The sequence below is a fragment of the Crenothrix polyspora genome (assembly GCF_900163755.1).
Taxonomy (GTDB): domain Bacteria; phylum Pseudomonadota; class Gammaproteobacteria; order Methylococcales; family Methylomonadaceae; genus Crenothrix; species Crenothrix polyspora.
The window spans coordinates 19,700-45,890 of sequence record NZ_FUKI01000159.1 but is presented as its reverse complement, the minus strand read 5'-3'; the positions used below and the strand labels follow the sequence as shown (position 1 = coordinate 45,890).

Below are 26,191 nucleotides of genomic sequence, written 5' to 3'. Positions count from 1 at the left end.
CTAAAGGTAACGCCATGATATTAGCTAGCTTTGGCTTGGTTTAAAAAGTGTACGGTACTGAAAGGGGCGTAATACTTATGTCAGTCAGCCCTCAAGCGAACGGTCATCTTCCCGTAACATAAGTTTGATAGTGTGTTAAAAAATTAACGACAACGACAGAGTGTGGTTATGGCAGTTATTAAGATAGTTCAGCCTACCGGCAATAAAGCCGCTATAGCTTTGGATGGGATTTGTCACCAGGTCTTGGCGCTTGGGGAATTGGTCGAGCAACAAATGGATCTGGCCATGATGGCATTGACGAAGGGGGACTTTAAGGCGGCCAAAAAAAGCTTTAACCTCATGGATCAAATTAATTCAGACAAGGCCTCGTTGGATCATCAATGCTACCAAATGCTGGCTTTAAACCAATTGGGTGGATTTGACCTAAAGCTTTTAATAACCGTGATTAAAATCATTCATGAATTGAAATTGATAGGCCAATTAACCGAGGCTTTTGCAAAAATGGCTATCCAATTTTCAAACGACCACGGAATACCCAGCATTTACCATGAAATAGAGACCTTGTTTAACAGGGTAAAAGAGCGGTTGCAACTTACGTTGGATGTTTTTTCTAAAATAATCATTATCGATATTGCTGTTACCCATGTGCATAAAAATGACGATTGTTCGTATACTATGTTTTTGCAGTTGACGACACAGATAATGAACGATGCCAATCACATTAAACGCAACCTGCGTATTCTTAGCATGGCAAAAACGTTAGAGCGTATAGGCGATCATGCTTTTCATATTTATAAAGAGCTTGAGTATTTAACAAGAAGCCAGTACACCATTGAACAGTAAGGTTGAGTGTGAATTTTTTATTTTAGCCTGTTGATTTATGACGTTATTAGCTGATTATTTATCTTAAGGCCTGCCGATACAATAATACTGAATATTTTTAGATTTTAGCTGTGCTGGCTGGTACAGGTTTCGGCCATCAAAAATAACCGTATCGCGCAGTTTGTGTTTTATGGCATCAAAATCAGGGCTCCAAAAGTTTTTCCATTCGGTAACAATGCATAAGGCATCCGCATGTTCCAAGGCTTCATCTTGGGTATTGCAAAGGCTCAATCCCTGTTTGTCACCATAAACACGGCGTATTTCTTCCTGTGCTTCTGGGTCATAAGCCTGTACTTTTGCATGGGCCGCAAGCAAGGCTTCAATCAATACGCGACTGGGTGCTTCTCGAATATCATTGGTTTTGGGTTTAAATGCTAACCCCCATAATGCAAACGTCTTGCCTTTAATATCCCCTTGGTAATGGTGCATAATCTTTTCAAATAAAACCTGTTTTTGGCGATTATTAATATTCTCTACGGCCACTAATAATTCCGTGTTATAGCCAACATCGCCCGCTGTTTTTATAAGCGCTTTAATATCTTTAGGGAAACAAGAGCCACCATAACCGCAACCAGGGTATATAAACTGATAGCCTATTCGACTATCAGAGCCAATGCCTTGCCTGACATTTTCTATATCAACCGCTAAAAATTCAGCCAGATTGGCCAATTCATTCATAAAGCTGATTTTAGTGGCCAACATGGCATTGGCGGCATATTTGGTAAACTCGGCATAACGAATATCCATCGCAATAATACGCTCGTGGCTGCGGTTAAAGGGCGCATACAATACTTTTAATAATTCAGTGGTTCTGGGGTTATCAGTGCCAATAATAATGCGGTCAGGCTTCATGAAATCAGCCAGTGCTGCGCCTTCTTTTAAAAACTCCGGATTAGAGACGACATCGAATTGAATATGTTGGGTGTTTTTATCCAGTGTGTCTTGCACCAGGCATTTAACCTTATCGGCTGTACCGACCGGCACGGTAGATTTGTTAATGATAATCCGATAACCCTGCATGTGTTTTGCAATGCTGTGAGCCACATTCAGTACATATTGCAAATCGGCAGAGCCATTTTCACCCGGCGGGGTACCCACAGCAATAAATTGAAACAAACCATGCTCTACGGCGTGCTTGATGTCGGTTGTAAAATGTAAGCGCCCGGCCTTTTGGTTGTCCCGCACCATGTTTTCTAGGCCGGGTTCATAGAGGGGGATAATACCTTGTGCCAGTTGAGCAATTCTGGCGACATCAATATCCACACATAAGACATCGTTACCCACTTCTGCCAGGCAACTCCCCGTAACCAGGCCGACATAACCTGTACCAAATACAGTGACTTTCATTGTGCAGCCCTCAACGTGCTTATTAGGTAACAGGTACTAAATTATTTAAAAATTGTGCGGAACAGTTTTGCCACGAGTAGCCCAGCGCCTGTTGCCGACAATCTTCGCTGTGTAAGGCCAATGCGCCGTAAAAGGCCTGCTGTAAGTCTTCTTGCATGCAGCCGGTTTTGTTATTAATTAAGATATCGATAGGGCCTTGCACTGGGTAGGCGGCTACTGGAACGCCACATGCCAGGGCATCCAGCATTACAATACCAAACGTGTCTGTCCGGCTAGGGAACACAAACACATCGGCCGCCGCCATGGTTTTGGCCAAATGCTCTCCGGTCTGAAACCCCGTGAAGACCACATCGGGGAATTGTTTTTTTAATTTATGGAGTTGCGGGCCATCACCCACGACAATCTTAGTGCCCGAAACAGGCAAGTTAAGGAAAGCGTGCAGATTTTTTTCAATAGCCACTCGGCCCACATACAGGGAAATAGGTCGGCGGTAGCTAATGAAATTTTTATCCCTCGGCCTAAAACGATCAACATCCACCCCTCTGGACCAGCGTACACATTGTGCTTTATCAAAGCCTCTATTAACCAAGTTGGCTTCTACGCGAGCGGTGGCGATCATGATATGGCTTGCCGGTTTATGAAACCACCGTAAAAAACGATACCCAAGGGCAACAGGCATACCGAAACGCAGGTTGATATATTCGGCAAATAAAGTATGGAATGACGTGCTGAACGCCAGCTTATATTTCAGGCAATACTTACGTGCAGCGAGTCCTAATGGCCCTTCTGTAGCAATATGGATACGGTCAGGGGCAAATTCATTCAGTAACCGCCTGACTTTGGGATAGCAAAAAATAGCCAGCTTAATGGAGGGGTAGCTAGGACAGGGTATCGTATAAAATCGGTCTGGGGTGATCAAAAACACGTCGTCACCCCCGTTATTAAGAGCCTTACAGGTGTTCTCGATGGTGGTGACCACCCCGTTAATTTGTGGATACCAGGCATCGGTAATAAAGGCGATTTTTAAGCCCATATGCGTTTTCCATACTTGACAAATATTACGACTGAAGCAGCATGGTAAAACCTTGATATGAAAAAATGATGACAGCCCTGTGACGATTTGATGACGGACAGGTTTTAGGTATCGGGTGTTGGTTAGTCGATTAATAAAAATGCAGCTGACATATTGATGACACAATAAAGCGTTAGTCTAGTGATTCCACTGTCAAGCCTTAATGGAGTCATAATGTTCAGTAAAAAATCAAAAATAGTCGGTGCTTTGGTGTTATCACTCAATCTCCCCTTTACAATTTGCAATGCTGGCGAAGCTTATGAATCGCCTGTTTACAGCTTTGCACTGTGGGGTGACATGCCTTATGCAAAAGCCAACGATGCCCCAAAAATTTCGGCATTGATCAATAACATCAACGCGTCCAATGTCGCCTTCACCGTATTCGATGGTGATATCAAAGATGGCAGCTCACTGTGTGAGGATAGCCAGTACGCCAATGCTATCACCTATTTCAATACCTTTAAGAAACCGATGGTATATATCCCAGGGGACAATGAATGGACAGATTGCCATCGCACCAATAACGGCGGTTATAATAATCTGGAGCGATTGACGCACATTCGGCAAGTGATGTTCAATACACCTTTCAGCTTTGGCCAACATAAGCTTAAGTTGGAACACCAAGGCTGGCTTGCCGGTGAATATGCTGAAAATACACGCTGGACACGCGGCAAGGTGGTGTTTGTTGGCCTGAACATACCCGGCAGCAACAACAATAAAGTGAATTCTGATAGCGAATGCACCAGCAAAAGTGCCCGTACCCTGGCCGATTGCAGTGCGGATAATACCGAATATCGGGCGCGTGATGCAGCCAATATAGAATTCCTGAAACAATCATTCCAGTTGGCCAAAAACAAAAAAGCCAAGGGGATAATGATTACTATCCAGGGCGATCCTGGTTTTGACCTGCCAGAAACCGAGACCGTCAACGAGCGCACTTTGCCAGGGGTTGATGGTTACAGCAACTTTTTGGCGGCGCTGGTTGAGGAAACCAATACGTTCGGCGGCGAAGTAGTGCTAGTGCATGGTGACGTGCATTTTTTCAAGATCGATAAGCCGCTGGTTGACCAAGCCCATCTGGTCAAAAACTTTACGCGGGTAGAAACCTTCGGTAGCCCGAATGTGCATTGGATAAAGGTGAACGTTAACCCCTACGCCCGTAATCTGTTTAGCTTTGAACCCATGCTGGTGCCGGGCAACTAAAGTCCATCGGCACAGTCTCAGTAAGGTATGGCCGTGTTGTCATATCTTACTGCTTCACGCGCAGCTACCCCTCATTTCCCATCTGCGACTAATGGGCGGTGTTGTCACGCAACTGTCAACAAGCCTTCATATTGCTGTCATATTACCGATTTACTCTGTCTACCATTCTAATGGGAAATTACAGTACCCATTCTCTTTGCTTTCCGGCTATAGGTACAGATCATGAAACTTTTATATGCAATACATCACTATGACACCGTTGTTTTTTTACGCTTTATCAACATGTGTTTATATCAGCCTTTGTACAAACTGTGCCGGTGGGTTTCCAAATCTGCCGATGGTTACTTGTATGTGTTGATCGCCTTTGGCGTGGTATGGAAAGATGGTGTGAGCAACCCGTTTGTTCAGGCGCTGGCAATCGCCTTTATGGTTGAACGCCCGTTATATTTCGTATTAAAAAATGGCTTAAAACGTGACCGCCCACAAGCGGCATTGAATAATGTCAAAAGCTTTATTGTGCCCAGTGACCAATTCAGCTTTCCCTCCGGCCATACCTCGGCGGCTTTTATGATGGCAACTTTATGCAGTGCGTTTTGGCCGTCACTGGCAGTCGTGCTGTATGGTTGGTCTATTAGCGTTGGTTTTTCCAGGGTGCTGCTGGGGGTGCATTTTCCCAGTGATGTGGTGATTGGCGCTGCTATGGGTACGGGTATTGCCTATTTAAGCCTATACAGGGTGGTGTTATGAAAATATTTTACGGCGTACAAGGTACGGGCAACGGCCATATTACCCGTGCGCGGGTAATGGCAAGGGAACTGGCTTATGCAGGCATGGACGTGACCTTTATGTTTACCGGCAAAAATACCGCGCATTATTTTGACATGGAAGTTTTTCAACGTTATCTGGTTAAGTCAGGACTGACATTCAGCATGCGTAACGGCCAGGTACGCTACCTTAAAACCGCTGTTGATGCGAAACCTATCCAATTTTTAAAAGATGTGGTTGCCTTGGATTTGGGAGATTATGATCTGATTATCAGTGATTTTGAACCGGTGACGGCTTGGGCGGCTAAACGCTATAAAAAAACCGTGCTGGGTATCGGTCATCAATACGCATTTAATCATGATATTCCCAAAACAGGTTCTGACCCTATTGCCAACATGGTGATGAAAAATTTTGCGCCGGTGGATGTGGGTATTGGTTTGCATTGGCATCACTTCAACCAGCCTATTTTGCCACCCATTATTGAAATAACCGAATCCAGCTCCAATATTAACAAGAGAAAAATCATTGTCTATCTGCCTTTTGAAGAGCATGAGACCGTGATGAAGTTTTTAACGCCGTTTGTAGATTTTGAATTCCATGTGTACATTTCAGCTCAGGTAATGAGTCGTTTGAGTCATATTCAGTTCAAGCCGTTATCGCGTGATGGTTTTAGGCGCGATTTTCATGACTGCGCGGGTATCATCAGCAATGCCGGTTTTGAGCTGGCCAGCGAATCGTTGCTGGCAGGGAAAAAAATCCTGGCCAAGCCCCTGCACTCACAAATGGAGCAGCTCTCCAATGCGTTTGCCTTACAGCAATTGGGGTATGGCCAAACCATGTATGAGCTTGACACGAAAGTTGTAGCCGCCTGGTTATACGATCAACACGCCGTGCAGATAAATTACCCGAATGTCGCCCAAATCATTGTGCAATGGATAGGGCAGGGCATGCCCAAAATGACCAATGAGTTTATTGCCTCAGTTTGGCGTAAGGCAGAGGTAACTAAAATACTGCATTGATGATGACCGTCTTTTAAACACCCCAGCAGCTAATTTGATATGTTTGGCTTCAGGCGGCCTACTAGCCTGTCAACACGCTTGCTATCTTTTGGAAATTATTAAGTTGTCTATAATGAGTAACAACAAAACTAACGATACGTCGCACTATGCGCACCGCCTTCACCTTGAAATGTTAGACAGCTTTGATGAAGAGTTGGAAATGGAAGTCGACGATTACCCGATTAATGCGTTAACAACCGATGCTATGGGATTTGATGAACAAACCGACATAGACCGACATTTTTATTTTAATGAACTGTTTCGCTTGCAAGGCGAATTGGTAAAACTGCAAGATTGGGTTACGCATAAAAAATTGAAGGTGGTTGTGTTATTTGAGGGACGTGATGCAGCAGGCAAAGGAGGGGTGATTAAGCGCATTACCCAACGCCTCAATCCGCGAATTTGCACAGTGGTAGCCTTGCCAGCCCCCAGCGAACGTGAACGCACACAATGGTATTTTCAACGCTATGTCCCCCATCTCCCTGCTGGGGGAGAGATCGTTTTGTTCGACCGCAGCTGGTACAACCGCGCGGGTGTAGAAAAAGTCATGGGGTTTTGCAACACAGAAGAATACGAAGAGTTTTTCCGTTCCGTGCCAGAATTTGAAAAAATGTTGATCCGCTCCGGTATTATTTTGATTAAATACTGGTTTTCCATTTCCGACGGCGAACAGCACGTACGTTTTATCAGACGCATCCACGATCCGCTTAAACAGTGGAAGCTAAGTCCGATGGATCTGGAATCTCGACGGTTTTGGGAGCAATACACTAAGGCCAAAGAAACCATGCTGGAACGCACGCATATTCCTGAGGCACCGTGGTGGATAATAGAAGCCGATGACAAGAAAAAAGCTCGGCTTAATTGTATCCGGCATTTCTTGAGCCAAGTGCCTTATACTAAAATTGAACGGGAACCCGTTGCTTTGCCTCCCAGGCTACATAATCCGGATTATTTGCGTAGGCCGCTACCTGGTGAGATGTTTGTTCCAGATTTCTATGATCTCTAAAATCATGCTGTGGATAAGCTTAAAAAACCAGCGGCTGTAAAATGTTGATTTTTTATCGCCTCAAGATTGGAATGGAGACTATACTGTGGTTTCGTTCAACCAGAGTAAGGGATATGCGTAATGAGTACAGTAAAATCGAAATCAACCAAAGCAGTAGCCGTCGCACCTAAAGCCCTAGCAACTACAGAGCATCCAATAGAAAAGGAAGCTATTAAAAAAACACCTGGCAAGCCCTCGCCAGCCAAAAAAACCAAGGCTGCCGACATTCAACCGATTGTTGAGCCCATTGAACATGACGTTATCACCGCCGTTGAAAAGCGTGACAAGATAAAAATTGTCAAGCGTAGCTTTCCGTTTCCAGAACAGGATTATTTGAAAGTTGTCGAACTTAAAAAAATCTGTTTGGCGGAAGGTATCCTTGTTAAAAAAAATGAGCTGATTCGTGTAGGGCTAAATTTATTACTAACTCTAAGTCTGGCAGAAATTAAACAAGTCGTTGATAAGTTAGATAAAATATAATATATAAGCCAGATCCCTATTCAATCGACGGGGCTTCTTTTTCGACACATCCGTAACGGGCATTAATCTTCATCTTCCACCAATGTTTTTGGTTGGGTCATGGACAACAAGGTGGCACAGCCTTGATTCAACAAAGACCAGTCATCCGGTAAGCTCAAACGAGCCAATGTACCCGTAGGCAACAGTTTTTTAACTTCAAACAGTTCGCTGTCGTATACCAGGCAGGTTACCAGCTTTTCCAGTTCTGGGTTGTGGCCTACCAATAAAACACGGCTAAACTGTTTCGGGCAATCGGCCAGCACTGTTTTAACTCGATATAAGCCTTCATCATACAAACGGTTTTCTTGCCGGATGTCCTTATGGTTTATGCCGATGACATCACAGACTATTTTTGCCGTGGCAATGGCTCGCAGGGCAGGGGAACTGATGACAACATCAGGCCGTAAATCATTTTCGTTTAGCCATTGTCCTATCAGGGTGGCATCACGCTTGCCCCGTTTTTTTAGGTTGCGGTCAAAATCTTCAGCGCCATTAAGTTGTTCAGCCTTGGCGTGGCGTAAAAGCCATAATTCTCTGCTCATCGTATTAGTCCTGTTTTTTTTATAAAATCGCTTGAGTGTTGATATGTTAATGAAGAATGACATAGCTTTCCGCACGGTTATTTATGACGGATTAACGCAGTTGTCATCAAAGATTAACACAGGAATATTACAGTGACGTGTCGAGACAATAACTAAGAGGCCTTGCATAATAGATAGCAACAGATTTTGAGTTACCCACAAATTTAACAGAAGAATTGCTGATTGTGTTGGGCATCCGTAAATACGGCTACTCACTTAAGGTGGGACAGTTTCAGGTTAAGCCGTTCATGGTGAGCTTGTCGAACCATGATCGGCTTAACCGCCCACTCTTCGACAGGCTCTGGGCGCACGGTTAAGCCTTACACCGTGCCTCGCCTTCAGTGGGTAGCCGTAAACACCAAACATTTTGTCCAGATAGCAGGATTGTTACTTGAACGCTATCTGCTAGAAAAATAACCCAAAAGCTGAATTATTTTTTCTGCACGTAAAAAATAATGCTGTCAGCGTGCTTGATAAATTCAATAATCTGATGCCCAGCTTGCTGGCAATACACGCCAAAATCCAAATGCGCGGCAGGATCAGTGGTGATTATTTTGACGGTTTCGCGGCTGCTCATTTCCATTAAGGCTTTTTTTAAACGCAACAAAGGCAGCGGGCACATTAAGCCGCTGGCATCAACTTCCAGGTGAGTTTCAATCATGAGTAAAGTAAGTTTTCCTAATCATTTGCAGGGACTTATAATAACACTCTCAGTCGCTCACTTTTCTATTGTCAATGGATTATTTCCCGATTTTTGTCAAACTTACCCATCAACCGTGTTTAGTCGTAGGTGCGGGTGAAATCGCCGCTCGAAAAATTGATTTATTATTACGCGCGGGCGCACAGGTTACGGTTATTGCACAAAATATAGGTACTGCGGTGGCTGTATTGCAAGCACAGCAATTGATTACTGTGTTGCAAAAAGCATTTGCTGTTGACGATATCGGTGCTTATCGATTAGTGATCTCAGCAACTAATGATGCTGCAACCAATCAATTAGTCGCTAAAATTGCCCATGAGCGCGATATTTTGGTTAACGTAGTGGATAAGCCTGCGCTGTGCAGTTTTATTTTTCCGGCTATTATTGACCGTTCGCCAATTATTGCCGCGATTTCGTCCGGTGGTGCGGCACCGGTTTTGGCCAGATTGTTACGTGCTAAAATAGAAACGCTGATTTCACCTGCCTATGGGCAACTGGCGGTGCTGGCAGAAAAATTCCGCACACCGGTTAAGCAAGTTATTAAGCAACCTGCACAGCGCCGTGTGTTTTGGGAGCGGATTTTCCAAGGCTCGGTGGCCGAATTGGTGTTTGCCGGTAACGTAGCAGCGGCAGAAGCGCAATTGCACAAGCAGCTGATTGATGACCAAGACAGTGCCTCAGTAGGCGAAGTATATTTAATTGGCGCAGGCCCAGGTGCGGCGGATTTATTAACCTTTCGTGCCTTACGCCTGATGCAGCAAGCCGATGTGGTGGTGTATGATCGCTTGGTATCGCCAGAAATACTGGATTTGGCGCGACGTGATGCGGAAAAGATTTATGTTGGCAAACAGCGGCAAAACCATGCGTTGCCGCAAGAATCTATCAATGAATTACTGGCCAATCTCGCCAAACAAGGTAAATGTGTCGCACGGGTAAAAGGCGGTGATCCGTTTATTTTTGGTCGTGGTGGTGAAGAGATAGAAACCCTCATGCAACAAGGTATTCATTTTCAGGTAGTGCCGGGTATTACGGCGGCTTCTGGTTGTGCCAGTTATGCGGGTATTCCGCTTACTCACCGCGATCACGCGCAATCGTGTACTTTTGTAACCGGGCATTTAAAAGATGATTCGGTTAATTTAAACTGGACACAATTGGCAGCACCCAATCAAACAGTGGTTATTTACATGGGCTCGGTGGGCTTAGATAAAATCTGTCAGGCGTTGATAGCGCATGGCAGTGCCAAAGACTTACCGATTGCACTTATACAGCAGGGCACAACCGTTAATCAAAAAGTGATTATCGGAACATTGGCAACAATTTCTGCGTTAGTGGCTAATCAGCACATTAAAGCCCCCACTTTAATTATAATAGGCACAGTGGTAACCTTGCATAACAGTTTGGCGTGGTTTTCGAATGAGTCATCCGCATAATTGGCTGCCCATTTAAGTTGGAGGTGTTGTAGGTTGGGGTGACGCTGGGGTTCATTCCTTACCCCAGCCTACAGAAGTAACATTACACTGTGTTCCACCTTAAGAATATTGCCCTTAAAGTAAGTGATTACGCCTGCCCACTGGCTAAAAATAGCAGGAAAAATTCAGCCATTGTTCATATACGCTCGATGATAATATGGCTAAGTTAGAAAACAGTGGTTGGTAATAACAAAAACAATTGAATTATTTCGTCAAATTCCCTATCCTTTGCGGGTTTGACTTTTAACTGAACTGTGTAAAGCAGTACTTTTTTAACTATAAGAGAGGTTGGTATGAAAAAATTATTAGGCGTATTGGCAGGTGTGGTATTGGTAGCGTTAAGTGGCCAAGTGGTAGCAGATGAAGCAAATGACATCGGTAAGAAAATTTATGACCGCGCTTTTGGCCGTGGTTGTGGTACTTGCCATGATATCGCGTCAAACCCACAATTGACTGCCAATATTAAATCAGGTGCTTTAACCAGAGCCGGCTTTGAAGAAGTTATTAAAAATGGCAGAGGCGGTATGCCGAAAGCGATTGATGAAATCATGAAAAATGGCGCTGTTAAAACTGCCGGTTACGGCGAAGTGCAAGCGCTGGATGCATTATTTGCCTATATCAGCAATAAGTAAAATTTAAGTCTGCATAAAACAAAGCCGCTTTAGCTAATTGGCTAAAGCGGCTTTTTTGTTTGAGCAATAATACAGCAGAGACAGTATCAGTGTTTGCCCAAATAACGGGTAATGACTTCTGGTTTTTTAAATGGCAGTTGTTTACGATTTTTAATCCACGTTCCTGCAATTGCTGCAATCATCAACCCGCATGAGCTGAGGGTAAGATAAATAAGATTTCTTAAGTGCGACATTTCTTTCATTAGCTGTGCATTAGACACCACCGTGCTGTTTTCGGGTGTACTAGGCTGTGAATACGCACGCAGCACTTTAACGTCATTTTTTAAATCTTGTATTGTGCCCAAAGAATTACTGACCGCACCGACACGGATATTATCTTCCAAGGTTTTTAACTTGTTTTCAATAGAGCCACTGATTAAACCAACAAACTGACCTTTCAGGTTATTAATTTCCGAAGACAGCACAGGATTGGCTGGTGTAGCAACGTGTTTAGTCATGCGAACAGTTGTTTCCATGTTGTCATCAGGTGACACTGCAAAGCCTAGCGCTATTACCACAGCCATTGCTGCAAGCAGCGCTGTAACACGCCACCGCTTAGGTTTTACTAGATCGTGATGGGGAGATATTTTTTGTAGCGCCCTTCGATGATCAACAATTTCAAACTTTATATCGCGCCTATCGGCCATTATTCCCCCTCAAACCAGGCGCTATTATCGCGCTGTATTCTATGTGAACAAATACTGTTTTGGTTAGCGCGGCGCACCCCAAAAAGCTGATTATACAAGCTTATTGAGATTTGTCGCGCGTTTTCTTTGTGGTTATTTTAAGCGTTTAGCCGCCGCGATTCGCATTCTGAGCGCATTCAGTTTAATAAAACCTTCAGCATCTTTTTGGTTGTACGCGCCGCCATCGTCTTCAAAGGTGGCAATACTTTCATCAAACAAGCTGTCGGTACTGGAGGCGCGGCCAACAACAATAACATTACCTTTGTATAATTTTAGACGTACTTTGCCGTTAACGTTAGTTTGTGAAGCGTTAATCATGGTTTGTAGCATTTCGCGCTCAGGACTCCACCAGTAACCGTTATAGATTAAAGACGCATAGCGTGGCATGAGATCATCTTTTAAATGCGCCACTTCACGGTCTAAAGTTAGCGATTCGATAGCACGATGGGCTTTAAGCATGATGGTGCCAGCGGGAGTTTCGTAGCAGCCGCGTGATTTCATGCCAACATAGCGATTTTCAACAATATCCAAACGGCCAATACCGTTAGCGCCGCCGATTTTATTGAGTTGTTCAAGAACAGTAGCCGGTGAGCACGCTACGTCATCAATCGCCACAATGTCACCGTGTTGATAAGTTACTTCAATATAAGTGGCTTTATCGGGGGCGGCTTCGGGCGACACTGTCCAGCGCCACATATCTTCTTCGGGCTCTGTCCACGGATTTTCTAATACGCGGCCTTCGTAGGAAATGTGCAGTAAATTGGCATCCATAGAATACGGTGAGGTTTTACCTTTTTTCATTTCCACAGGGATGCTGTGTTTTTCGGCGTAATCGAGCAGGGTTTGGCGTGAGCTTAATTCCCATTCGCGCCACGGTGCAATCACCTGAATATCAGGACGCAGTGCATACGCGCCCAGTTCAAAACGCACTTGATCGTTACCTTTGCCGGTTGCGCCGTGCGAGATGGCTTTAGCGCCGGTTTCGTTAGCAATTTCAATTAAGCGTTTGGCAATTAACGGGCGGGCGATGGAGGTGCCTAATAAATACTCACCTTCATAAACGGTATTGGCGCGAAACATGGGGAACACGAAATCACGGGCGAATTCTTCGCGTAAGTCGTCTATGTAGATTTCTTTAATGCCCATGGCTTGGGCTTTGGCGCGTGCAGGTTCTACCTCTTCACCTTGGCCTAAGTCGGCGGTAAAGGTAACCACTTCGCACTGATACACATCTTGCAGCCATTTAAGGATAACGGAGGTATCAAGGCCTCCGGAATAAGCCAAGACTACTTTATTGATTTCTGACATAACGCACTACTACCTTGAGTTAAAAATACCCGAATTATACCGGAAAATACTAGTGCCATAGCGCGGACTTTGCATTTTAAAGCGCGATATTTTGATGTGGGTTATTGGTTTTTTAGTGGCATTAATGCCGAATAACCCGCTGTGTAATCGGCATAAATAAACTGATAGCCCAGTTTTGTAAGTCTGTCATTACGACAGCGTTTGTTCATGTCGCTAGCGTGATCGGGTGCAGTTATTTTTGCTGTGGGCGGGGTACAGTTTAATTGCCCTGTCATCCAAGACATCACTTCCCACAGCGGGGCAGGATTATTATCGCTGGCTAAGTAACATTGCTCAAGCCTAATACCTGCCAAGCGCTGTGCTAGCAAAAACACTAATACGTTCACGCAGTCGTGTTGATGAATTCTATTGGTATAGTACGGGGGGCTTTGCTGAATTAATGGCGATTGCTGGGCTGATCGTAGCAGATACTCGCGGCCTGCCCCGTAAATACCCGAAAAACGCACCACAACGTTGGTTGGATTATGTGCCATCAGTTTTTGTTCAGCGGCGACTATTTTAAGACTGGTGCTTTTGGAAGGTAGGGTAATTGAATTTTCATCAACCCACTCGCCCTGCGTTTGGCCATATACACTGGTGGATGACACAAAAATCCACGCTGCTTGACAATGGCTTTTTGTGAATTGGTTAAGTAAGTTATTTAAGCCGGTCTCATAAACGTCATGATAACTGCTGTCATTACGGCCATCGGCAGATACAATAAAGAATACGTGTTCAAAATCGCTGTCCAATGCTTGCAAGTCAGTGGGCGAGGTGATGTCAGCACGGATAAATTTAAAGTTTTCAGTAGCTGCTTGCGGTGGATTGCGTTTTAAGCCAGTGACATCATGCCCCGCATCAGCCAAGGTTTTGGCCAGTTGATAACCCATAGAACCGCAGCCGATAATTAAAATTTTAGCCATGTTATAGCGCGTTGCTCAGTTGCAAGGGTGCTGGGTAAGGGCACATGTAATAAGAGTCTTCTATGTAAGCGTCAGGGTTCTTTCTAAAATGATGTTTTAGCAAGGTTAACGGCACAATGAGCGGTACTTCACCAAGTCGGTAGCGTTCAATTAACTCACTGAGTTCGGCTTTGTCATCAGCCGTTAATTCTTTTTTTAGATAGCCTTGAATATGCTGTAATACGTTAACATGGCTTTTACGGCTGGCGAGTTTTTTAAGTGTCGTCATCAGTTGTGCGATGTAGATTTTTGCGACTTCAACAATATTTTCTTTACTTACCGTTGCCAATAATTGCCCTAAATCTGCATAGTTGGCATGGCTCATAATAATCAGTTTGTGTTGGGCATGAAAACGCGTTAATCGCTGAGGTGTCAGGCCTTCTGTGATTAATAGCTTCCAGCGGTGCAGCACATAAACCCGCTGGATAAAGTTTTCACGTAATCGTGGATCACCTAAGCGCCCTTCTTCCTCAACCGGTAGTAATGGATTATTACGCATCATTACTTCGGCATAAATCCCTGTGCCGATTTGTTGCGGCTGACCATTGCTATAGACTTTTACCCGTTCCATGCCGCAACTGGGCGAACCTTTTTTTAAAATATAACCACATAAATCACTGTGAGGGCTTTTTTGCTGATTAGCGTAATCGCGTAGCTGGTCTGTAACATCTATATCAGGATTTTTCACACCGATACTGCGTATTTGCTTATTGCTATTTACCAGGTGTATGGTCGGGCGCGGTGTGCCCATACCGATGGCAATTTCAGGACAAAAGGGCTGAAAATCAAAATAGTCTGCTAACGTGCCAACGATGTAGTTGTCGCGTTTGTGGCCGCCATCGTAGCGGACGGGTTGGCCAAGGAGGCAACTGCTGATACCGATGGGAATTTTAGTCATAGACATTTTGTTTGTGAGTAAACATAAAAGCTTATCTGTGTATTTTTAAATGGCAAGGGGAGGGGGGTGTTAATCTTTCGTGGCAGTCACTTTAGGGGCTCTTAAATTTATGCTTTAAGCGGATAAACGGCTTTTCAAACAGATGGTAGGACAGCGGTGTGACAATGATTACCCAAAATAATCCGTTAAGCTGACTTGTCGGTGGCCAAAAATGCCCTGCATGCCGTGCGGGGCCTGTGGCTAAAAACAAGCCTTGGTACATATAAATGCCGTAGGAAACTGTGCCTAAGTATTTAAGTGGTCGGCATTCTAAGCATTTTGCCGCTAACGAGTTCTGATGGGTGTAAAGCCAGCCTATCATGCCGGCAATGCCGATACATCTGATGTAGCTACTGAAAATATTGTCAAAACTTACCGATAAACCATACACCGTAGCGGGGAAAACGTATAGAAAACCACTGACGATAAGTGATCTGCGGCCACTTAAGTAACGTCGAATAATTGATTGAGCCGAACCTGATAGCATGAGCATGGCTAATAAACAGCCCATAGCAATATTGTAACTGGCGATGAATGTCCAGCGTGCCACAAAATAGCTTTTAGATAAGCCGATGTTATCTAAGTAAGTATGTAATACAGGTGTGCTGAGTAAATACAAAACAATAACAATCAGCAGTGGGGTGCGGTGTTTTTTAAAAGCTATTACAAAAATAAACGGCCAAAACAGATAAAAATGCTCTTCAACTGCCAGCGACCAGGTATGTCCTAAAAAAGGTGTATAGAGTGATTTGGGGATGAAGTTATAAAGATAGCTGTAAGCAAAGAGCAGCGAGGCTGTTGTGGTTACTCTGCTATCGATGTAATAGATCAGTGTGACGAGGGCTAAAAATAAGAGGTACAGTGGGAAAATTCGCAGTGAGCGGCGGATAAAAAAATATTTTAGGGAAATGCTGCCTGTGCTTTCTAGCTCAGTAATAAGCAGTGCGGTAATTAAAAATCCTGATAGTATGAAAAAAGCTTGCACACCGGTTGCGCCAAACAGCGGTGTGAGGGCTGGGTTGAGTAGGTGATGATTCTCAAGCAATTTCCAGAAATGTAGGTGAGTTAAAACAACAAAAACCGCCGCTAGGCCACGAATGCCATCAAAGCCTAGGATTCTTTTAGTCATGTTGCTGCCATCGAATAATTTCTAGCGAGGATGCTGGGGAATCTATTTTGTTATGATTAGATGCCCCCAGATACTGTTTTATATGGGTTACAGCGTTTAATCCATACGGTCAGTTTGTTGTGCGTTTTCTACTTTAAACAGCTCAGCAAGTAAGCCAATATGCGGTTGCAATTGTGGAATTACCGGAATTTTCCAGGCTTTATCAACAATGCGAGCCAAAATATTATTCAGCCAAGGTCGGTTGGATTTTGCTTGCTGCATGATAAATTGGTACGATTCGCCATCGTTAATGATAGCAAAACCGTTCATTTGAACTTCAATAGGTTCTGCTTCGCCTAATAGCTGTACTTGCGCGTAGGCGGTTCTGGTATCAAGATTAAAATTAAAATCGATGATTTCTGCAATACCCTTCAGTTTGTAATTGGCCACCCAGGTGATTAATTTGTTGGGTGTCCATTTTATGGCTGACTTTACGATGCCGATTTTAAAACTCATTAGTTGCCTTGGGTTAATTTTAGGGAATGGATTGACACGGTGTTACCCAATAATGCTTAGGTTGATGGATTCGTAATCATTCAGTTTCCTTCTTTGAAAAAGGGGGAAGTGAATACTTACAGCGTAACCGTTCGCACTGAGCCTGTCGAAGTGTGCCGTTCATGCTTCGACAAGCTCAGCACGAACGGTGGCTGTAACTGTCCTAAGTTGAAAACGCTGTACATGGATTTAAGCAAGCCCCAACACATCCTGCATATCATAAAGCCCCGTGTGTTTGTCTTCTAACCAACTTGCTGCACGCACTGCGCCATTGGCAAAGGTCATGCGGCTGGATGCTTTGTGGGTAATTTCAACCCGCTCACCGTCATCGGCAAACATCACTGTATGATCGCCGATAATATCGCCAGCGCGGATGGTAGAAAAACCGATGGTTTTACGATCACGTTCGCCGGTATTGCCTTCACGCCCGTAAATTGCACAATCATTTAAATCACGCCCTAACGCTTTGGCGACCACTTCGCCCATACGCAATGCCGTGCCAGAAGGTGCATCAACCTTATGACGATGGTGCGCTTCGATGATTTCAATATCGGTGTAATCGCCCATGACTTTAGCGGCCATTTCCAATAATTTTAGCGTCAAGTTGACACCCACGCTGAAATTGGGTGCAAACACGATGGCAATATCTTCAGCGGCAGCGTGTATGGCCAATTTTTGCTCATCTGTGTAACCGGTTGTACCGATTACTAATTTTTTTCCTGCTTTGCGGCACACTTCAATCACCGCCATAGACGCATCAGGGCGGGTAAAATCGATCAATACATCAAATTGATCTAATACGTGTGTTACATTATCAACAACAATAATGCCCAAAGCCCCGATTCCCGCTAATTCTCCGGCATCTTTACCAATAGCGGCACTATCGGGTCTGGAAATAACCGCAGTCAGCAGGTTATGATTGCTGACCGCTGCTTTAATTAAACAAAGTCCCATGCGCCCTGATGCGCCAATAACTGCAATCCGCATGATGATTATCCGGTTAATTTATCAAAAAAGCTTTTTACGCCGTCTGTCCACGAGTGTTCTTGCGGGTTATGTTTTTGGCCACCACCACTTAAGGATGCGCCAAATTGCTCAACCAGGGCTTTTTGGTCTTTGGTTAGATTGACAGGGGTTTCAATTTGCACTTTACACAGCAAATCGCCCACTGCACCGCCGCGTACCGGTTTAACGCCTTTACCACGTAATCTGAACAGCTTGCCGGTTTGGGTTTCGGCAGGGATTTTAAGGGCTACTTTGCCGTCTAATGTTGGCACGTGAATATCATCGCCTAAACAGGCGGTGACAAAACTGATCGGCACTTCGCAGTATAAGTTAGCGCCGTCACGGGTAAAGATGGCATGATCTTTCACCTGAATTTGCACGTATAAATCACCTGCGGGAGCGCCGCGTTCGCCGGCTTCGCCTTCGCCGGTTAAGCGTATCCTGTCGCCAGTATCGACACCAGCAGGAATTTTTGCTGATAAGGTTTTACTTTCTTGCACACGGCCTTGGCCATGACATTTACCACACGGATCTTTAATTTGTTTGCCCGTGCCTCGGCACGTAGGGCAGGCTTGTTGCACAGAAAAAAAGCCTTGCTGCATACGCACTTGGCCGTGGCCATGACACATGGAGCAGATAACGGGACTAGAACCTTTTTTAGCCCCCGTGCCAGTGCATTCACCGCACGCCACTGCAACGGGGATGCGAATTTTAGATTCAGTACCGGCCACTGCTTCTTCAAGCGATAATTCCAGGTTGTAGCGTAAGTCATCGCCGCGTTGCGTTGTGCCGCCACGTCTGCCGCCACCGAAAATATCGCCAAACACGTCGCCGAATACGTCACTGAAGCTTTCTGCACCAAAACCGCCTGGCCGTCCGCCACCCGATTGATCGACACCGGCATGGCCGAATTGGTCATACGCCGAGCGTTTTTTTGCGTCCGACAGAATCTCGTAAGCTTCCTTAATCTGCTTGAATTTCACTTCAGCCGCTTCAGGGTTGTCTGCATTGCGGTCGGGATGATATTTCATCGCCATACTGCGATAGCTTTTTTTGATTTCTGCGTCGCTGGCGTTTCTGTCTACGCCGAGGAGTTTGTAAAAGTCTTCTTTTGCTGCCATGGAATATTATTTTTGTTTGTTGTCAGGGTAAAAATCTTCGTCTAATAACTGCTTGTCGCTGTAGGGGCATTGTTGTGGAAAATTCGATAATCGAGTTTCTCTAACAGCGATTTCTATGGCTTTAGGGTATGCCCTAAGAACTGATTGTGGCATTTTATTTTTTAAACTGGGTACGTCTTCCAGCAAAAATAAAATTTGCGCACGCTGTTCAATAATTGAGCTCGACCAGCTATTGCCTTGCATGTCAGGCTGATATTGCCATTTCAACAAGTGTGCTATTAGGATAATAAGGCGACTAATTAATTCACGCTCATCTTTTTTGGCCATGCCTTCTAGCTCTTCTATTAGATTAGCCACATCAATGTCGTCAAAACGTGACTCTTTTAGTAAAGCAACATGGTGTTGTATCCATGAATAAAAATCTTGTTCGTAGAGGTTTTTGATATTCATTAAGTCCCTCATCGTCAATTAAACAGCGGGTTTATGGGTTGGTATAAGCCCACTTTCAAGACATGTTACCCATAGTCCACGGAAAATACAAAAACACGAAAAAAGCTTAGGCATTAGTGTTGCATTGTTTGCCGCTTAACGCAGAAAAGACCTGTCAGCTATATAGGCTGACAGGTCTAATATCCATTAACTGCTTGGAATGTTACTTATCGTCTTTAACTTCTTCAAACTCGGCATCAACCACACCGTCATCGGCGGCGTGAGCAGATGATCCACCCGCAGCGTTACCCGCGTCATCGCCACCCGCTTTTTGTGCATAAACACGTTCTGCCAGTTTACCAGACAATTCAGTCAGTGCATTAGTCTTGGCTTCGATGGCATCTTTGTCTTCGCCTTTAACCACTTCTTTCAAGGCGTTGATGGCTTCTTCAATGCTGGATTTTTCAGCAGCATCCACTTGCTCACCGAGTTCTTTCAGCGATTTTTCCGTGGCGTGCATCATGCCTTCGGCATGGTTACGGGCATGTACCAGCTCGGTCAATTTACGGTCTTCATCGGCATGGGCTTCGGCATCTTTAATCATGCGTTCCACTTCATCATCCGACAAACCGCTAGAGGCTTTAATGATGATGGATTGCTTTTTACCAGTCGCCTTATCTTTGGCCGATACGTTCAAGATACCGTTGGCATCAATGTCAAACGACACTTCAATTTGCGGAATACCGCGTGAAGCCGGTGGAATGTCCGCCAAATCAAAGCGACCTAATGATTTATTCGCCGAGGCTTTTTCACGCTCACCTTGCAAGACATGAATGGTCACCGCAGTTTGGTTGTCGTCAGCGGTGGAGAATACTTGCGAGGCGTTGGTAGGGATGGTGGTGTTTTTTTCAATCAGCTTGGTTAAAATGCCGCCCATGGTTTCAATACCCAAAGACAACGGAATAACATCCAGCAACAACACGTCCTTAACATCACCTGCCAATACACCGGCTTGAATGGCAGCGCCCAAGGCCACCGCTTCATCTGGGTTAACGTCTTTACGCGGTTCTTTGCCGAAAATGTTTTTGACCATTTCCTGCACTTTAGGCATACGGGTTTGGCCGCCTACCAAAATGATGTCATGAATATCTGATGCAGACAGGCCAGCATCTTTCAATGCGGTAATACACGGGCCTTTGGTGCGTTCAATCAACTCGTCTACTAACGATTCGAGCTTGGCACGGGTTAATTTAACGTTTAAATGCTTAGGGCCGGTAGCATCCGCAGTGATGTACGGTAAGTTAACGTCGGTTTGTTGCGCGGATGACAGTTCGATCTTGGCTTTTTCTGCGGCTTCTTTCAAGCGTTGCAGCGCCAACGGGTCGTTGTGCAAATCCACGGTGGTTTCTTTTTTGAACTCATTGGCCAGATATTCAATGATGCGTGAGTCAAAATCTTCGCCGCCCAAGAAGGTGTCGCCGTTAGTGGACAACACTTCAAATTGGTGTTCGCCATCGATTTCAGCAATTTCGATGATGGATACGTCAAAGGTACCGCCGCCCAAATCGTACACGGCAATTTTAGTGTCGCCCTTGGGTTTGTCCATACCAAACGCCAACGCCGAAGCCGTGGGTTCGTTGATAATACGTCTGACTTCGAGACCTGCAATACGGCCAGCGTCTTTGGTGGCTTGACGTTGTGAATCGTTAAAATACGCCGGTACCGTGATAACCGCTTCGGTGACTTCTTCGCCCAAATAGGCTTCAGCATCTTTTTTCAGCTTCATTAAAATACGTGCTGAAATTTCAGGCGAGGCCATTTTTTTGCCGCGCACTTCAACCCAGGCATCGCCGTTTTCTGCTTCAACGATTTTATACGGTACCATTTTGATGTCTTTTTGTACCACATCATCTTTAAAACGGCGGCCAATCAAACGTTTGATGGCAAACAAGGTGTTTTGTGGGTTGGTGACCGCTTGACGCTTGGCGGATTGGCCAACCAGCACTTCGTCATCGCTGGTAAAGGCGATGATAGACGGTGTAGTACGTGCGCCTTCGCTGTTTTCGATGACTTTAGCAACGCCGTTTTCCAGCACGGCGACACATGAATTGGTGGTTCCTAAATCGATTCCGATTATTTTAGCCATTGACTATACTCCAGACTTTAATGATGTTGTAAATGATGATACCAATATGGGGGCTGTTTTAATGTCTTCAAGCCTTTTAGTTGTCGGCTAACGGTTTTTCTGCGGCTTTTGCCACCACAACCATCGCAGGGCGCAATAAGCGACCATTTAATAGATAGCCTTTTTGGAATACGGTCACCACGCTATTGGGTTCAGCGCCGTCCACTTCCTGTACCATAACGGCCTGATGGTGCTCGGCATTAAAGGTTTGGCCAACCGGGTCTAGGGTTTCAATTTTAAAGCGGGCAAACGCAGCTTCAAATTGTTTAATGGTCAGTTCACTGCCTTCACGAAATTTTTTGACTTCTTCGCTGTCGCCGGTTGCCGCTTGTAGACCTAATACCAAACTGTCTAGTACCGACAGCATTTCCTTGGCAAAATTGGTCAGCGCAAATTTATGTGCGTCTTCCAGGTCTTTTTGGGTACGGCGTTTCAGATTTTCCATTTCCGCCATTGTGCGCACGGCTTTATCCCAGTTATCTTGGGCTTTTTGCTCGGCATTGGCCACCGCCTCTTGCAACTCGTCAATAGTAGGCTCTAATTCAAGTACTTCGGTGTGTGCTTGGTTTTCAGTGTCATCTTGAATTTCAGGTGTTTCCTGATCAATACTCATCTTTGGGTTTCCTGTGGGTCGTTAGTGTTTTATGTAACGCTTCAGTTAGTAAGCCAGAACACGGAGGGTACTGCTGATAAAGACTGATTTACACGGATTAAAGTCGCTGTAATCCGTGTAAACCCGTTAGTTTGGCTTGTCCGTGATCTATTGTGTTACTTTTCAATACAAACCGAGTTGTTACGGCTGGTTAAATTATGGGGATGTTGGTTTAGGATTCAAGGCTGCACTTAATAATTTTGCGGTAATATCGACAAACGGGATGATTTTTTCATACGCCATGCGCGTAGGACCAATCACCCCTAAAACACCCACCACTTCATCGTTGATCGAATACGATGAGGTCACCAGGCTGCATTGGTCGAAGACTTTGTAGCCGGATTCTTCGCCGATAAAAATCTGCACGCCATTGGTTTTCATGCACTGGTCGAGCAGATAAATGACATCTTGCTTTTGGTTAAAGGCGTTAAACAGGTTTTTTAAGTGCTCACGACCCGCCAGTTCGGAAAATTCCATCAGATTAGTTTCACCGGTCAGCACGTAATCTTCTTTGGGATTTTCATCTTCAAAAGCCAGTTGCGCCAGGTTGACGGCATCCAGCAGGCTTTGGTTGATGCGCTGCTGATCATCCTGCAATTCTTTAAATACCGATTCGCGTACGGCGGCAAGGCTATGGCCACTGTAAATGGCATTAAGGTAATTGCCGACCTGCTGTAATTCCGCCGTACTAAAGGCGCGTGTCGTTTGAATGATTTTATTGTGAACTTCCTGTTCGTTGGTGACAAAAATCACCAGCACACGGGCATTGGATAACGGTAAAAATTCGATGTGGCGCAAACACACCAGTTCGCGTTTCGGTAAAGTCACCACGCCCGCCATCTGGGTTAACTCAGATAATAAACGTGAGGCACGGCCTATGATTTCCTTGTTGCCATCACGGGTGCTTAACTCGAGGTGTACACGTGACAAGTCTTTTGATTCCAAAGGTTTTACGGTCAGTAACGAATCCACAAACAAACGATAAGCACTGGCAGTGGGGATGCGTCCTGCGGAGGTGTGTGGTGAGTGCAAAAAGCCCATTTCTTCTAAATCGGCCATCACGTTGCGGATGGTGGCGGGGCTGAGTTTTAAATCCGAATCTTTGGATAATGTTCTAGAGCCTATCGGTTGGCCATCGCTGATATAACGCTCAATCAACATTTTTAACAGTTGTAACGATCTGTCATTTAAAACTTGCATACTGCTCACATTAACCCCTTGATTGGTGCGGCTTTAGCACTCATGTAAATGGAGTGCTAAGCGTTTAAAAAGTAGCAGTTCATTGTAATATTGTCAATCAATAACTGTAGCAGGTGAATCACCCGGCAGCGGACATATTGTGTCTTCGGCAGGTACAAAAGCACGCAAATTAGTGAAACATTGGGTGATTTTGTGCTTGCCAGCGCAAACAACAGATCAGGCTATTTCGCTGTCCTCTTCTATACTGTTTGTAAATACGGCTTTTTATGATTAACTGGCGACTTTAGCGAGAACCATAAGCGTATTAACGGCAATTTTTAAGCGACCAGCCTAGAAATTGTGTGTCACAATCAACACTATCCGAAGCTCAGTGTGTATGGGATAATAAACGATTGCAACAGCAACCGTGTTTTATCGCCGTTTACAAACGGGATACTTTTAGTGTTATGGCTAAAGGAAAATAAACAGTGGATGACAACAAAAAGAAAGCCTTAGGCGCGGCTTTAATGCAGATTGAAAAGCAGTTCGGCAAAGGTTCGGTCATGCGTATGGGTGATGCGACCGCCTCGCGGGATATTGACGTGGTGTCTACCGGATCCTTAGGGCTGGATATTGCTTTAGGCTGCGGTGGCTTGCCGCGTGGCCGTGTTGTTGAAATTTATGGCCCAGAGTCATCCGGTAAAACCACATTGACTTTGCAAGTGATTGCCGAAATGCAAAAGCTCGGCGGTACGGCGGCGTTTATTGATGCTGAGCATGCGTTAGACCCTGGTTATGCGCAAAAAATCGGTGTTAATGTCGACGATTTACTGGTTTCCCAGCCCGATACCGGCGAACAGGCGTTAGAAATTGTCGATATGCTGGTGCGTTCCGGTGCGGTCGATATTGTCGTTGTCGATTCGGTGGCAGCCTTAACGCCACGCGCTGAAATCGAAGGCGATATGGGCGATTCGCACATGGGCTTGCAGGCGCGGTTGATGTCGCAAGCGTTGCGCAAACTCACGGGCAATATTAAACGTGCCAATACGCTGGTGATTTTTATCAACCAGATACGTATGAAAATTGGGGTGACGTTCGGCAATCCTGAAACCACCACCGGCGGCAACGCGCTTAAGTTTTATGCCTCGGTACGCTTGGATATACGCCGTACCGGTGCGGTTAAAAAAGGCGACGAGGTTATCGGCAACGAAACCCGTGTTAAAGTGGTCAAAAACAAGGTCGCTCCGCCGTTTAAACAGGCTGAATTTGAGATTTTATACGGTGAAGGCATTTCTTTTCACGGTGAATTAGTTGATTTGGGGGTGGCTTATGGGTTTATTCAAAAAGCCGGTTCCTGGTACAGCTACGGCGATGATAAAATTGGCCAAGGCAAAGATAATGTTAAGACATTTTTGAAAGAACACCCTGAAAAAGCCAAGGAAATTGAAGCTAAAATACGTACTCAAGCGTTTAGCAAACCGTTGGCCAGTGCTGTGCTTGAAGTTGAGCTGTGAATAAGCAATGGATGAAACGGCTGAGCCATCGGTAGCTGACATTAAGGCACTGTGTTTGCGCTTATTAACGCGCCGCGAACACAGCCAGCAAGAATTATTGCAAAAGTTGCGGCTTAAAGGTTATAGCAAACAAGATTGCTTGCCGGTGATTGAAGTATTGACGCAACAAAATTGGCAAAGTGATAGCCGGTATGCCGAGATTTATGCACGATCCTGCATCCAGCGTGGCTATGGGCCTGTTTTCATTCAGTATAATTTGCGGCAACATGGCGTGGATGACATTGACCTTGACGGTTTAGTCCAAGAAATAGCAGGCAGTTGGGCTGAACAGATAGAACAGGTTTATGCCAAGAAATATAGTCAAAAAGCCATTACTGATAAAAATGATTGGGCTAAGCGCAGCCGATTTTTGTTGCAAAGGGGTTTTTCACAGATAATGGTCAATGGCTTATTTGATGCGTTGAAATAGTCGAGCTCAGCGGGAAATTACTGCGTAAAAGTTACCGAGATACTAAGTATTATCGAGAAAGATGGTTGGTATCTTGTCACAACACGAGGGAGTCATCGGCAATTTAGGCATCCCAATAAAAGTGGACGTGTAACAATACCTGGAAAGCCTAGCGATGATCTGGCTCCAGGTACTTTAAACAGCATACTCAAACAAGCAAAATTAAAGGGGTAACTATGCGTTACGCAATCGTTGTCGAAAAAGCGGCGAATAATTATTCGGCCTATGTGCCGGACTTGCCTGGTTGTGTAGCAACTGGCCAGACGGTTGAAGAGGCTGAACGGGAAATTCGGGAAGCTATAGAATTTCACATTGAAGGGATGATTGAAGAGGGATTGCCTGTACCGCAAGCTACCAGTACGGTTCACTATATTGAAATTGCTGCGTAGTGATATTTTGCGTGAACAATGAAGACACCTTAAAATCTGAATATCCGGCAGAGGTAATTAAATCCGGCGTGCGTGGGAAATATGCTAATCGTTATCGGCAAGGTACAAATCTAGTTTTAGTTGATGCTGATTTGTGTAAGATTTTCTTAGATTCTGCATCAGCCAACCGCGGCCTACGCAAATATGCCGAAGAACGCCCTATATTATACCGTTAACCCGTATAATCGTTTTAAAATATGGTCATCGCCGCCACCTGACGCGCTTAACTAATTACATAAACCACACCTACGCTCTTAAAATCG

At 44.9% G+C, this 26,191-nt stretch carries 29 protein-coding genes; 13 read left to right on the top strand and 16 right to left on the bottom strand.

The window, feature by feature from the left end; genetic code table 11:
* Window positions 1–168 precede the first annotated feature (168 nt).
* Window positions 169–843: a phosphate signaling complex PhoU family protein gene (locus CRENPOLYSF2_RS16200; protein ID WP_087144991.1), complete on the top strand. Its 675-nt coding sequence runs from the start codon at window positions 169–171 to the stop codon at window positions 841–843.
* A gap of 63 nt (window positions 844–906) precedes the next feature.
* Here CRENPOLYSF2_RS16200 and CRENPOLYSF2_RS16195 read toward each other — a convergent pair whose 3' ends face one another.
* Both CRENPOLYSF2_RS16195 and CRENPOLYSF2_RS16190 read right to left on the bottom strand, forming a co-directional pair.
* Window positions 907–2,229 carry a UDP-glucose dehydrogenase family protein gene (locus CRENPOLYSF2_RS16195; RefSeq protein ID WP_087144990.1) on the bottom strand — a complete coding sequence of 441 codons (1,323 nt, stop codon included), beginning with the start codon at window positions 2,227–2,229 and terminating at the stop codon, window positions 907–909.
* A 22-nt stretch (window positions 2,230–2,251) separates the two neighbouring features.
* On the bottom strand, window positions 2,252–3,262 hold the full coding sequence (locus CRENPOLYSF2_RS16190; RefSeq protein ID WP_087144989.1) for a glycosyltransferase family 4 protein: 1,011 nt from the start codon (window positions 3,260–3,262) through the stop codon (window positions 2,252–2,254).
* A 213-nt stretch (window positions 3,263–3,475) separates the two neighbouring features.
* Between CRENPOLYSF2_RS16190 and CRENPOLYSF2_RS16185 the strand changes: the two genes are divergently transcribed.
* From CRENPOLYSF2_RS16185 to CRENPOLYSF2_RS16165, 5 genes are all read left to right on the top strand, one after another.
* Window positions 3,476–4,504, top strand: a complete 1,029-nt coding sequence (locus tag CRENPOLYSF2_RS16185; protein WP_087144988.1) for a hypothetical protein — start codon at window positions 3,476–3,478, stop codon at window positions 4,502–4,504.
* Window positions 4,505–4,726: 222 nt separating this feature from the next.
* Window positions 4,727–5,251: a phosphatase PAP2 family protein gene (locus CRENPOLYSF2_RS16180; RefSeq protein WP_087144987.1), complete on the top strand. Its 525-nt coding sequence runs from the start codon at window positions 4,727–4,729 to the stop codon at window positions 5,249–5,251.
* Entirely contained in the window at window positions 5,248–6,288 is a 1,041-nt protein-coding gene (locus CRENPOLYSF2_RS16175) for an MJ1255/VC2487 family glycosyltransferase (RefSeq protein ID WP_087144986.1), read from the top strand. Before CRENPOLYSF2_RS16180 ends, CRENPOLYSF2_RS16175 begins: the two co-directional genes overlap by 4 nt.
* A gap of 112 nt (window positions 6,289–6,400) precedes the next feature.
* Window positions 6,401–7,333 (top strand): polyphosphate kinase 2, encoded by a 933-nt coding sequence (ppk2, locus tag CRENPOLYSF2_RS16170; RefSeq protein ID WP_087144985.1) that lies wholly within the window; start codon window positions 6,401–6,403, stop codon window positions 7,331–7,333.
* A gap of 120 nt (window positions 7,334–7,453) precedes the next feature.
* Window positions 7,454–7,852, top strand: a complete 399-nt coding sequence (locus CRENPOLYSF2_RS16165; RefSeq protein WP_087144984.1) for a hypothetical protein — start codon at window positions 7,454–7,456, stop codon at window positions 7,850–7,852.
* A gap of 62 nt (window positions 7,853–7,914) precedes the next feature.
* Here CRENPOLYSF2_RS16165 and CRENPOLYSF2_RS16160 read toward each other — a convergent pair whose 3' ends face one another.
* Window positions 7,915–8,433: a SixA phosphatase family protein gene (locus tag CRENPOLYSF2_RS16160; RefSeq protein ID WP_087144983.1), complete on the bottom strand. Its 519-nt coding sequence runs from the start codon at window positions 8,431–8,433 to the stop codon at window positions 7,915–7,917.
* Between the two features lie 469 nt (window positions 8,434–8,902).
* Entirely contained in the window at window positions 8,903–9,133 is a 231-nt protein-coding gene (locus CRENPOLYSF2_RS16155; RefSeq protein ID WP_087144982.1) for a sulfurtransferase TusA family protein, read from the bottom strand.
* A 74-nt stretch (window positions 9,134–9,207) separates the two neighbouring features.
* Between CRENPOLYSF2_RS16155 and cysG the strand changes: the two genes are divergently transcribed.
* A complete protein-coding gene (gene cysG, locus CRENPOLYSF2_RS16150) occupies window positions 9,208–10,602 on the top strand; it encodes a siroheme synthase CysG (protein ID WP_087144981.1) in 1,395 nt (464 codons plus the stop codon).
* A 332-nt stretch (window positions 10,603–10,934) separates the two neighbouring features.
* Window positions 10,935–11,273 (top strand): c-type cytochrome, encoded by a 339-nt coding sequence (locus CRENPOLYSF2_RS16145; protein ID WP_087144980.1) that lies wholly within the window; start codon window positions 10,935–10,937, stop codon window positions 11,271–11,273.
* Window positions 11,274–11,359: 86 nt separating this feature from the next.
* Here the strand turns inward: CRENPOLYSF2_RS16145 and CRENPOLYSF2_RS16140 are convergent, their stop codons facing one another.
* The 12 genes from CRENPOLYSF2_RS16140 to hrcA all read right to left on the bottom strand — a co-directional run bounded on the left by CRENPOLYSF2_RS16140 (window position 11,360) and on the right by hrcA (window position 23,508).
* Entirely contained in the window at window positions 11,360–11,959 is a 600-nt protein-coding gene (locus CRENPOLYSF2_RS16140) for a hypothetical protein (RefSeq protein ID WP_087144979.1), read from the bottom strand.
* 132 nt (window positions 11,960–12,091) lie between these two features.
* Entirely contained in the window at window positions 12,092–13,306 is a 1,215-nt protein-coding gene (locus tag CRENPOLYSF2_RS16135) for an argininosuccinate synthase (protein WP_087144978.1), read from the bottom strand.
* Window positions 13,307–13,407: 101 nt separating this feature from the next.
* Window positions 13,408–14,268 (bottom strand): NAD-dependent epimerase/dehydratase family protein, encoded by an 861-nt coding sequence (locus CRENPOLYSF2_RS16130; RefSeq protein WP_087144977.1) that lies wholly within the window; start codon window positions 14,266–14,268, stop codon window positions 13,408–13,410.
* Between the two features lies 1 nt (window position 14,269).
* The gene (locus tag CRENPOLYSF2_RS16125) at window positions 14,270–15,205 is read right to left on the bottom strand and encodes a YbgA family protein (protein WP_176371146.1); all 936 of its coding nucleotides are present in this window, start codon (window positions 15,203–15,205) and stop codon (window positions 14,270–14,272) included.
* Between the two features lie 91 nt (window positions 15,206–15,296).
* Window positions 15,297–16,373 carry an acyltransferase family protein gene (locus CRENPOLYSF2_RS16120; RefSeq protein ID WP_087144975.1) on the bottom strand — a complete coding sequence of 359 codons (1,077 nt, stop codon included), beginning with the start codon at window positions 16,371–16,373 and terminating at the stop codon, window positions 15,297–15,299.
* Window positions 16,374–16,469: 96 nt separating this feature from the next.
* The gene (locus CRENPOLYSF2_RS16115) at window positions 16,470–16,868 is read right to left on the bottom strand and encodes a hypothetical protein (protein ID WP_087144974.1); all 399 of its coding nucleotides are present in this window, start codon (window positions 16,866–16,868) and stop codon (window positions 16,470–16,472) included.
* Between the two features lie 228 nt (window positions 16,869–17,096).
* Window positions 17,097–17,894 (bottom strand): 4-hydroxy-tetrahydrodipicolinate reductase, encoded by a 798-nt coding sequence (gene dapB, locus CRENPOLYSF2_RS16110; protein ID WP_176371145.1) that lies wholly within the window; start codon window positions 17,892–17,894, stop codon window positions 17,097–17,099.
* A 5-nt stretch (window positions 17,895–17,899) separates the two neighbouring features.
* Window positions 17,900–19,033, bottom strand: a complete 1,134-nt coding sequence (gene dnaJ / locus CRENPOLYSF2_RS16105) for a molecular chaperone DnaJ (protein WP_087144972.1) — start codon at window positions 19,031–19,033, stop codon at window positions 17,900–17,902.
* Between the two features lie 6 nt (window positions 19,034–19,039).
* Window positions 19,040–19,483, bottom strand: a complete 444-nt coding sequence (locus tag CRENPOLYSF2_RS16100; RefSeq protein ID WP_087144971.1) for a DUF29 domain-containing protein — start codon at window positions 19,481–19,483, stop codon at window positions 19,040–19,042.
* A gap of 202 nt (window positions 19,484–19,685) precedes the next feature.
* A complete protein-coding gene (dnaK, locus tag CRENPOLYSF2_RS16095; RefSeq protein WP_087144970.1) occupies window positions 19,686–21,608 on the bottom strand; it encodes a molecular chaperone DnaK in 1,923 nt (640 codons plus the stop codon).
* 76 nt (window positions 21,609–21,684) lie between these two features.
* Window positions 21,685–22,260, bottom strand: a complete 576-nt coding sequence (gene grpE / locus CRENPOLYSF2_RS16090) for a nucleotide exchange factor GrpE (RefSeq protein WP_087144969.1) — start codon at window positions 22,258–22,260, stop codon at window positions 21,685–21,687.
* Window positions 22,261–22,455: 195 nt separating this feature from the next.
* The gene (gene hrcA / locus CRENPOLYSF2_RS16085; RefSeq protein ID WP_087144968.1) at window positions 22,456–23,508 is read right to left on the bottom strand and encodes a heat-inducible transcriptional repressor HrcA; all 1,053 of its coding nucleotides are present in this window, start codon (window positions 23,506–23,508) and stop codon (window positions 22,456–22,458) included.
* Window positions 23,509–23,966: 458 nt separating this feature from the next.
* On the opposite strand from hrcA, the gene recA reads away from it, so the two are divergent.
* The 5 genes from recA to CRENPOLYSF2_RS16060 are packed head-to-tail and all read left to right on the top strand — an operon-like array spanning window position 23,967 to window position 26,104.
* Window positions 23,967–24,992: a recombinase RecA gene (recA, locus tag CRENPOLYSF2_RS16080; protein WP_087144967.1), complete on the top strand. Its 1,026-nt coding sequence runs from the start codon at window positions 23,967–23,969 to the stop codon at window positions 24,990–24,992.
* A 7-nt stretch (window positions 24,993–24,999) separates the two neighbouring features.
* On the top strand, window positions 25,000–25,461 hold the full coding sequence (locus CRENPOLYSF2_RS16075; protein ID WP_087144966.1) for a regulatory protein RecX: 462 nt from the start codon (window positions 25,000–25,002) through the stop codon (window positions 25,459–25,461).
* A 39-nt stretch (window positions 25,462–25,500) separates the two neighbouring features.
* On the top strand, window positions 25,501–25,674 hold the full coding sequence (locus CRENPOLYSF2_RS16070; protein WP_087144994.1) for a type II toxin-antitoxin system HicA family toxin: 174 nt from the start codon (window positions 25,501–25,503) through the stop codon (window positions 25,672–25,674).
* 2 nt (window positions 25,675–25,676) lie between these two features.
* Entirely contained in the window at window positions 25,677–25,889 is a 213-nt protein-coding gene (locus tag CRENPOLYSF2_RS16065; RefSeq protein WP_087144965.1) for a type II toxin-antitoxin system HicB family antitoxin, read from the top strand.
* An 11-nt stretch (window positions 25,890–25,900) separates the two neighbouring features.
* Window positions 25,901–26,104, top strand: coding sequence for a hypothetical protein (locus CRENPOLYSF2_RS16060; protein WP_087144964.1), 204 nt, complete (start codon window positions 25,901–25,903; stop codon window positions 26,102–26,104).
* Window positions 26,105–26,191 lie beyond the last annotated feature (87 nt).

Excerpts from the sequence above, each read along its gene's own strand:
- CRENPOLYSF2_RS16145 (WP_087144980.1), top strand. The coding sequence starts at position 10,935 with ATGAAAAAATTATTAGGCGTATTGGCAGGTGTGGTATTGGTAGCGTTA.
- CRENPOLYSF2_RS16165 (WP_087144984.1), top strand. The coding sequence starts at position 7,454 with ATGAGTACAGTAAAATCGAAATCAACCAAAGCAGTAGCCGTCGCACCT.
- CRENPOLYSF2_RS16175 (WP_087144986.1), top strand. The coding sequence starts at position 5,248 with ATGAAAATATTTTACGGCGTACAAGGTACGGGCAACGGCCATATTACC.
- ppk2 (WP_087144985.1), top strand. The coding sequence starts at position 6,401 with ATGAGTAACAACAAAACTAACGATACGTCGCACTATGCGCACCGCCTT.
- CRENPOLYSF2_RS16160 (WP_087144983.1), bottom strand. The coding sequence starts at position 8,433 with ATGAGCAGAGAATTATGGCTTTTACGCCACGCCAAGGCTGAACAACTT.
- CRENPOLYSF2_RS16065 (WP_087144965.1), top strand. The coding sequence starts at position 25,677 with ATGCGTTACGCAATCGTTGTCGAAAAAGCGGCGAATAATTATTCGGCC.
- CRENPOLYSF2_RS16120 (WP_087144975.1), bottom strand. The coding sequence starts at position 16,373 with ATGACTAAAAGAATCCTAGGCTTTGATGGCATTCGTGGCCTAGCGGCG.
- CRENPOLYSF2_RS16185 (WP_087144988.1), top strand. The coding sequence starts at position 3,476 with ATGTTCAGTAAAAAATCAAAAATAGTCGGTGCTTTGGTGTTATCACTC.
- cysG (WP_087144981.1), top strand. The coding sequence starts at position 9,208 with ATGGATTATTTCCCGATTTTTGTCAAACTTACCCATCAACCGTGTTTA.
- CRENPOLYSF2_RS16155 (WP_087144982.1), bottom strand. The coding sequence starts at position 9,133 with ATGATTGAAACTCACCTGGAAGTTGATGCCAGCGGCTTAATGTGCCCG.
- CRENPOLYSF2_RS16130 (WP_087144977.1), bottom strand. The coding sequence starts at position 14,268 with ATGGCTAAAATTTTAATTATCGGCTGCGGTTCTATGGGTTATCAACTG.
- CRENPOLYSF2_RS16190 (WP_087144989.1), bottom strand. The coding sequence starts at position 3,262 with ATGGGCTTAAAAATCGCCTTTATTACCGATGCCTGGTATCCACAAATT.
- dapB (WP_176371145.1), bottom strand. The coding sequence starts at position 17,894 with ATGCGGATTGCAGTTATTGGCGCATCAGGGCGCATGGGACTTTGTTTA.
- CRENPOLYSF2_RS16075 (WP_087144966.1), top strand. The coding sequence starts at position 25,000 with ATGGATGAAACGGCTGAGCCATCGGTAGCTGACATTAAGGCACTGTGT.
- CRENPOLYSF2_RS16125 (WP_176371146.1), bottom strand. The coding sequence starts at position 15,205 with ATGACTAAAATTCCCATCGGTATCAGCAGTTGCCTCCTTGGCCAACCC.
- CRENPOLYSF2_RS16140 (WP_087144979.1), bottom strand. The coding sequence starts at position 11,959 with ATGGCCGATAGGCGCGATATAAAGTTTGAAATTGTTGATCATCGAAGG.
- dnaJ (WP_087144972.1), bottom strand. The coding sequence starts at position 19,033 with ATGGCAGCAAAAGAAGACTTTTACAAACTCCTCGGCGTAGACAGAAAC.
- CRENPOLYSF2_RS16100 (WP_087144971.1), bottom strand. The coding sequence starts at position 19,483 with ATGAATATCAAAAACCTCTACGAACAAGATTTTTATTCATGGATACAA.
- CRENPOLYSF2_RS16195 (WP_087144990.1), bottom strand. The coding sequence starts at position 2,229 with ATGAAAGTCACTGTATTTGGTACAGGTTATGTCGGCCTGGTTACGGGG.
- CRENPOLYSF2_RS16135 (WP_087144978.1), bottom strand. The coding sequence starts at position 13,306 with ATGTCAGAAATCAATAAAGTAGTCTTGGCTTATTCCGGAGGCCTTGAT.
- CRENPOLYSF2_RS16115 (WP_087144974.1), bottom strand. The coding sequence starts at position 16,868 with ATGAGTTTTAAAATCGGCATCGTAAAGTCAGCCATAAAATGGACACCC.
- grpE (WP_087144969.1), bottom strand. The coding sequence starts at position 22,260 with ATGAGTATTGATCAGGAAACACCTGAAATTCAAGATGACACTGAAAAC.
- CRENPOLYSF2_RS16200 (WP_087144991.1), top strand. The coding sequence starts at position 169 with ATGGCAGTTATTAAGATAGTTCAGCCTACCGGCAATAAAGCCGCTATA.
- dnaK (WP_087144970.1), bottom strand. The coding sequence starts at position 21,608 with ATGGCTAAAATAATCGGAATCGATTTAGGAACCACCAATTCATGTGTC.
- CRENPOLYSF2_RS16180 (WP_087144987.1), top strand. The coding sequence starts at position 4,727 with ATGAAACTTTTATATGCAATACATCACTATGACACCGTTGTTTTTTTA.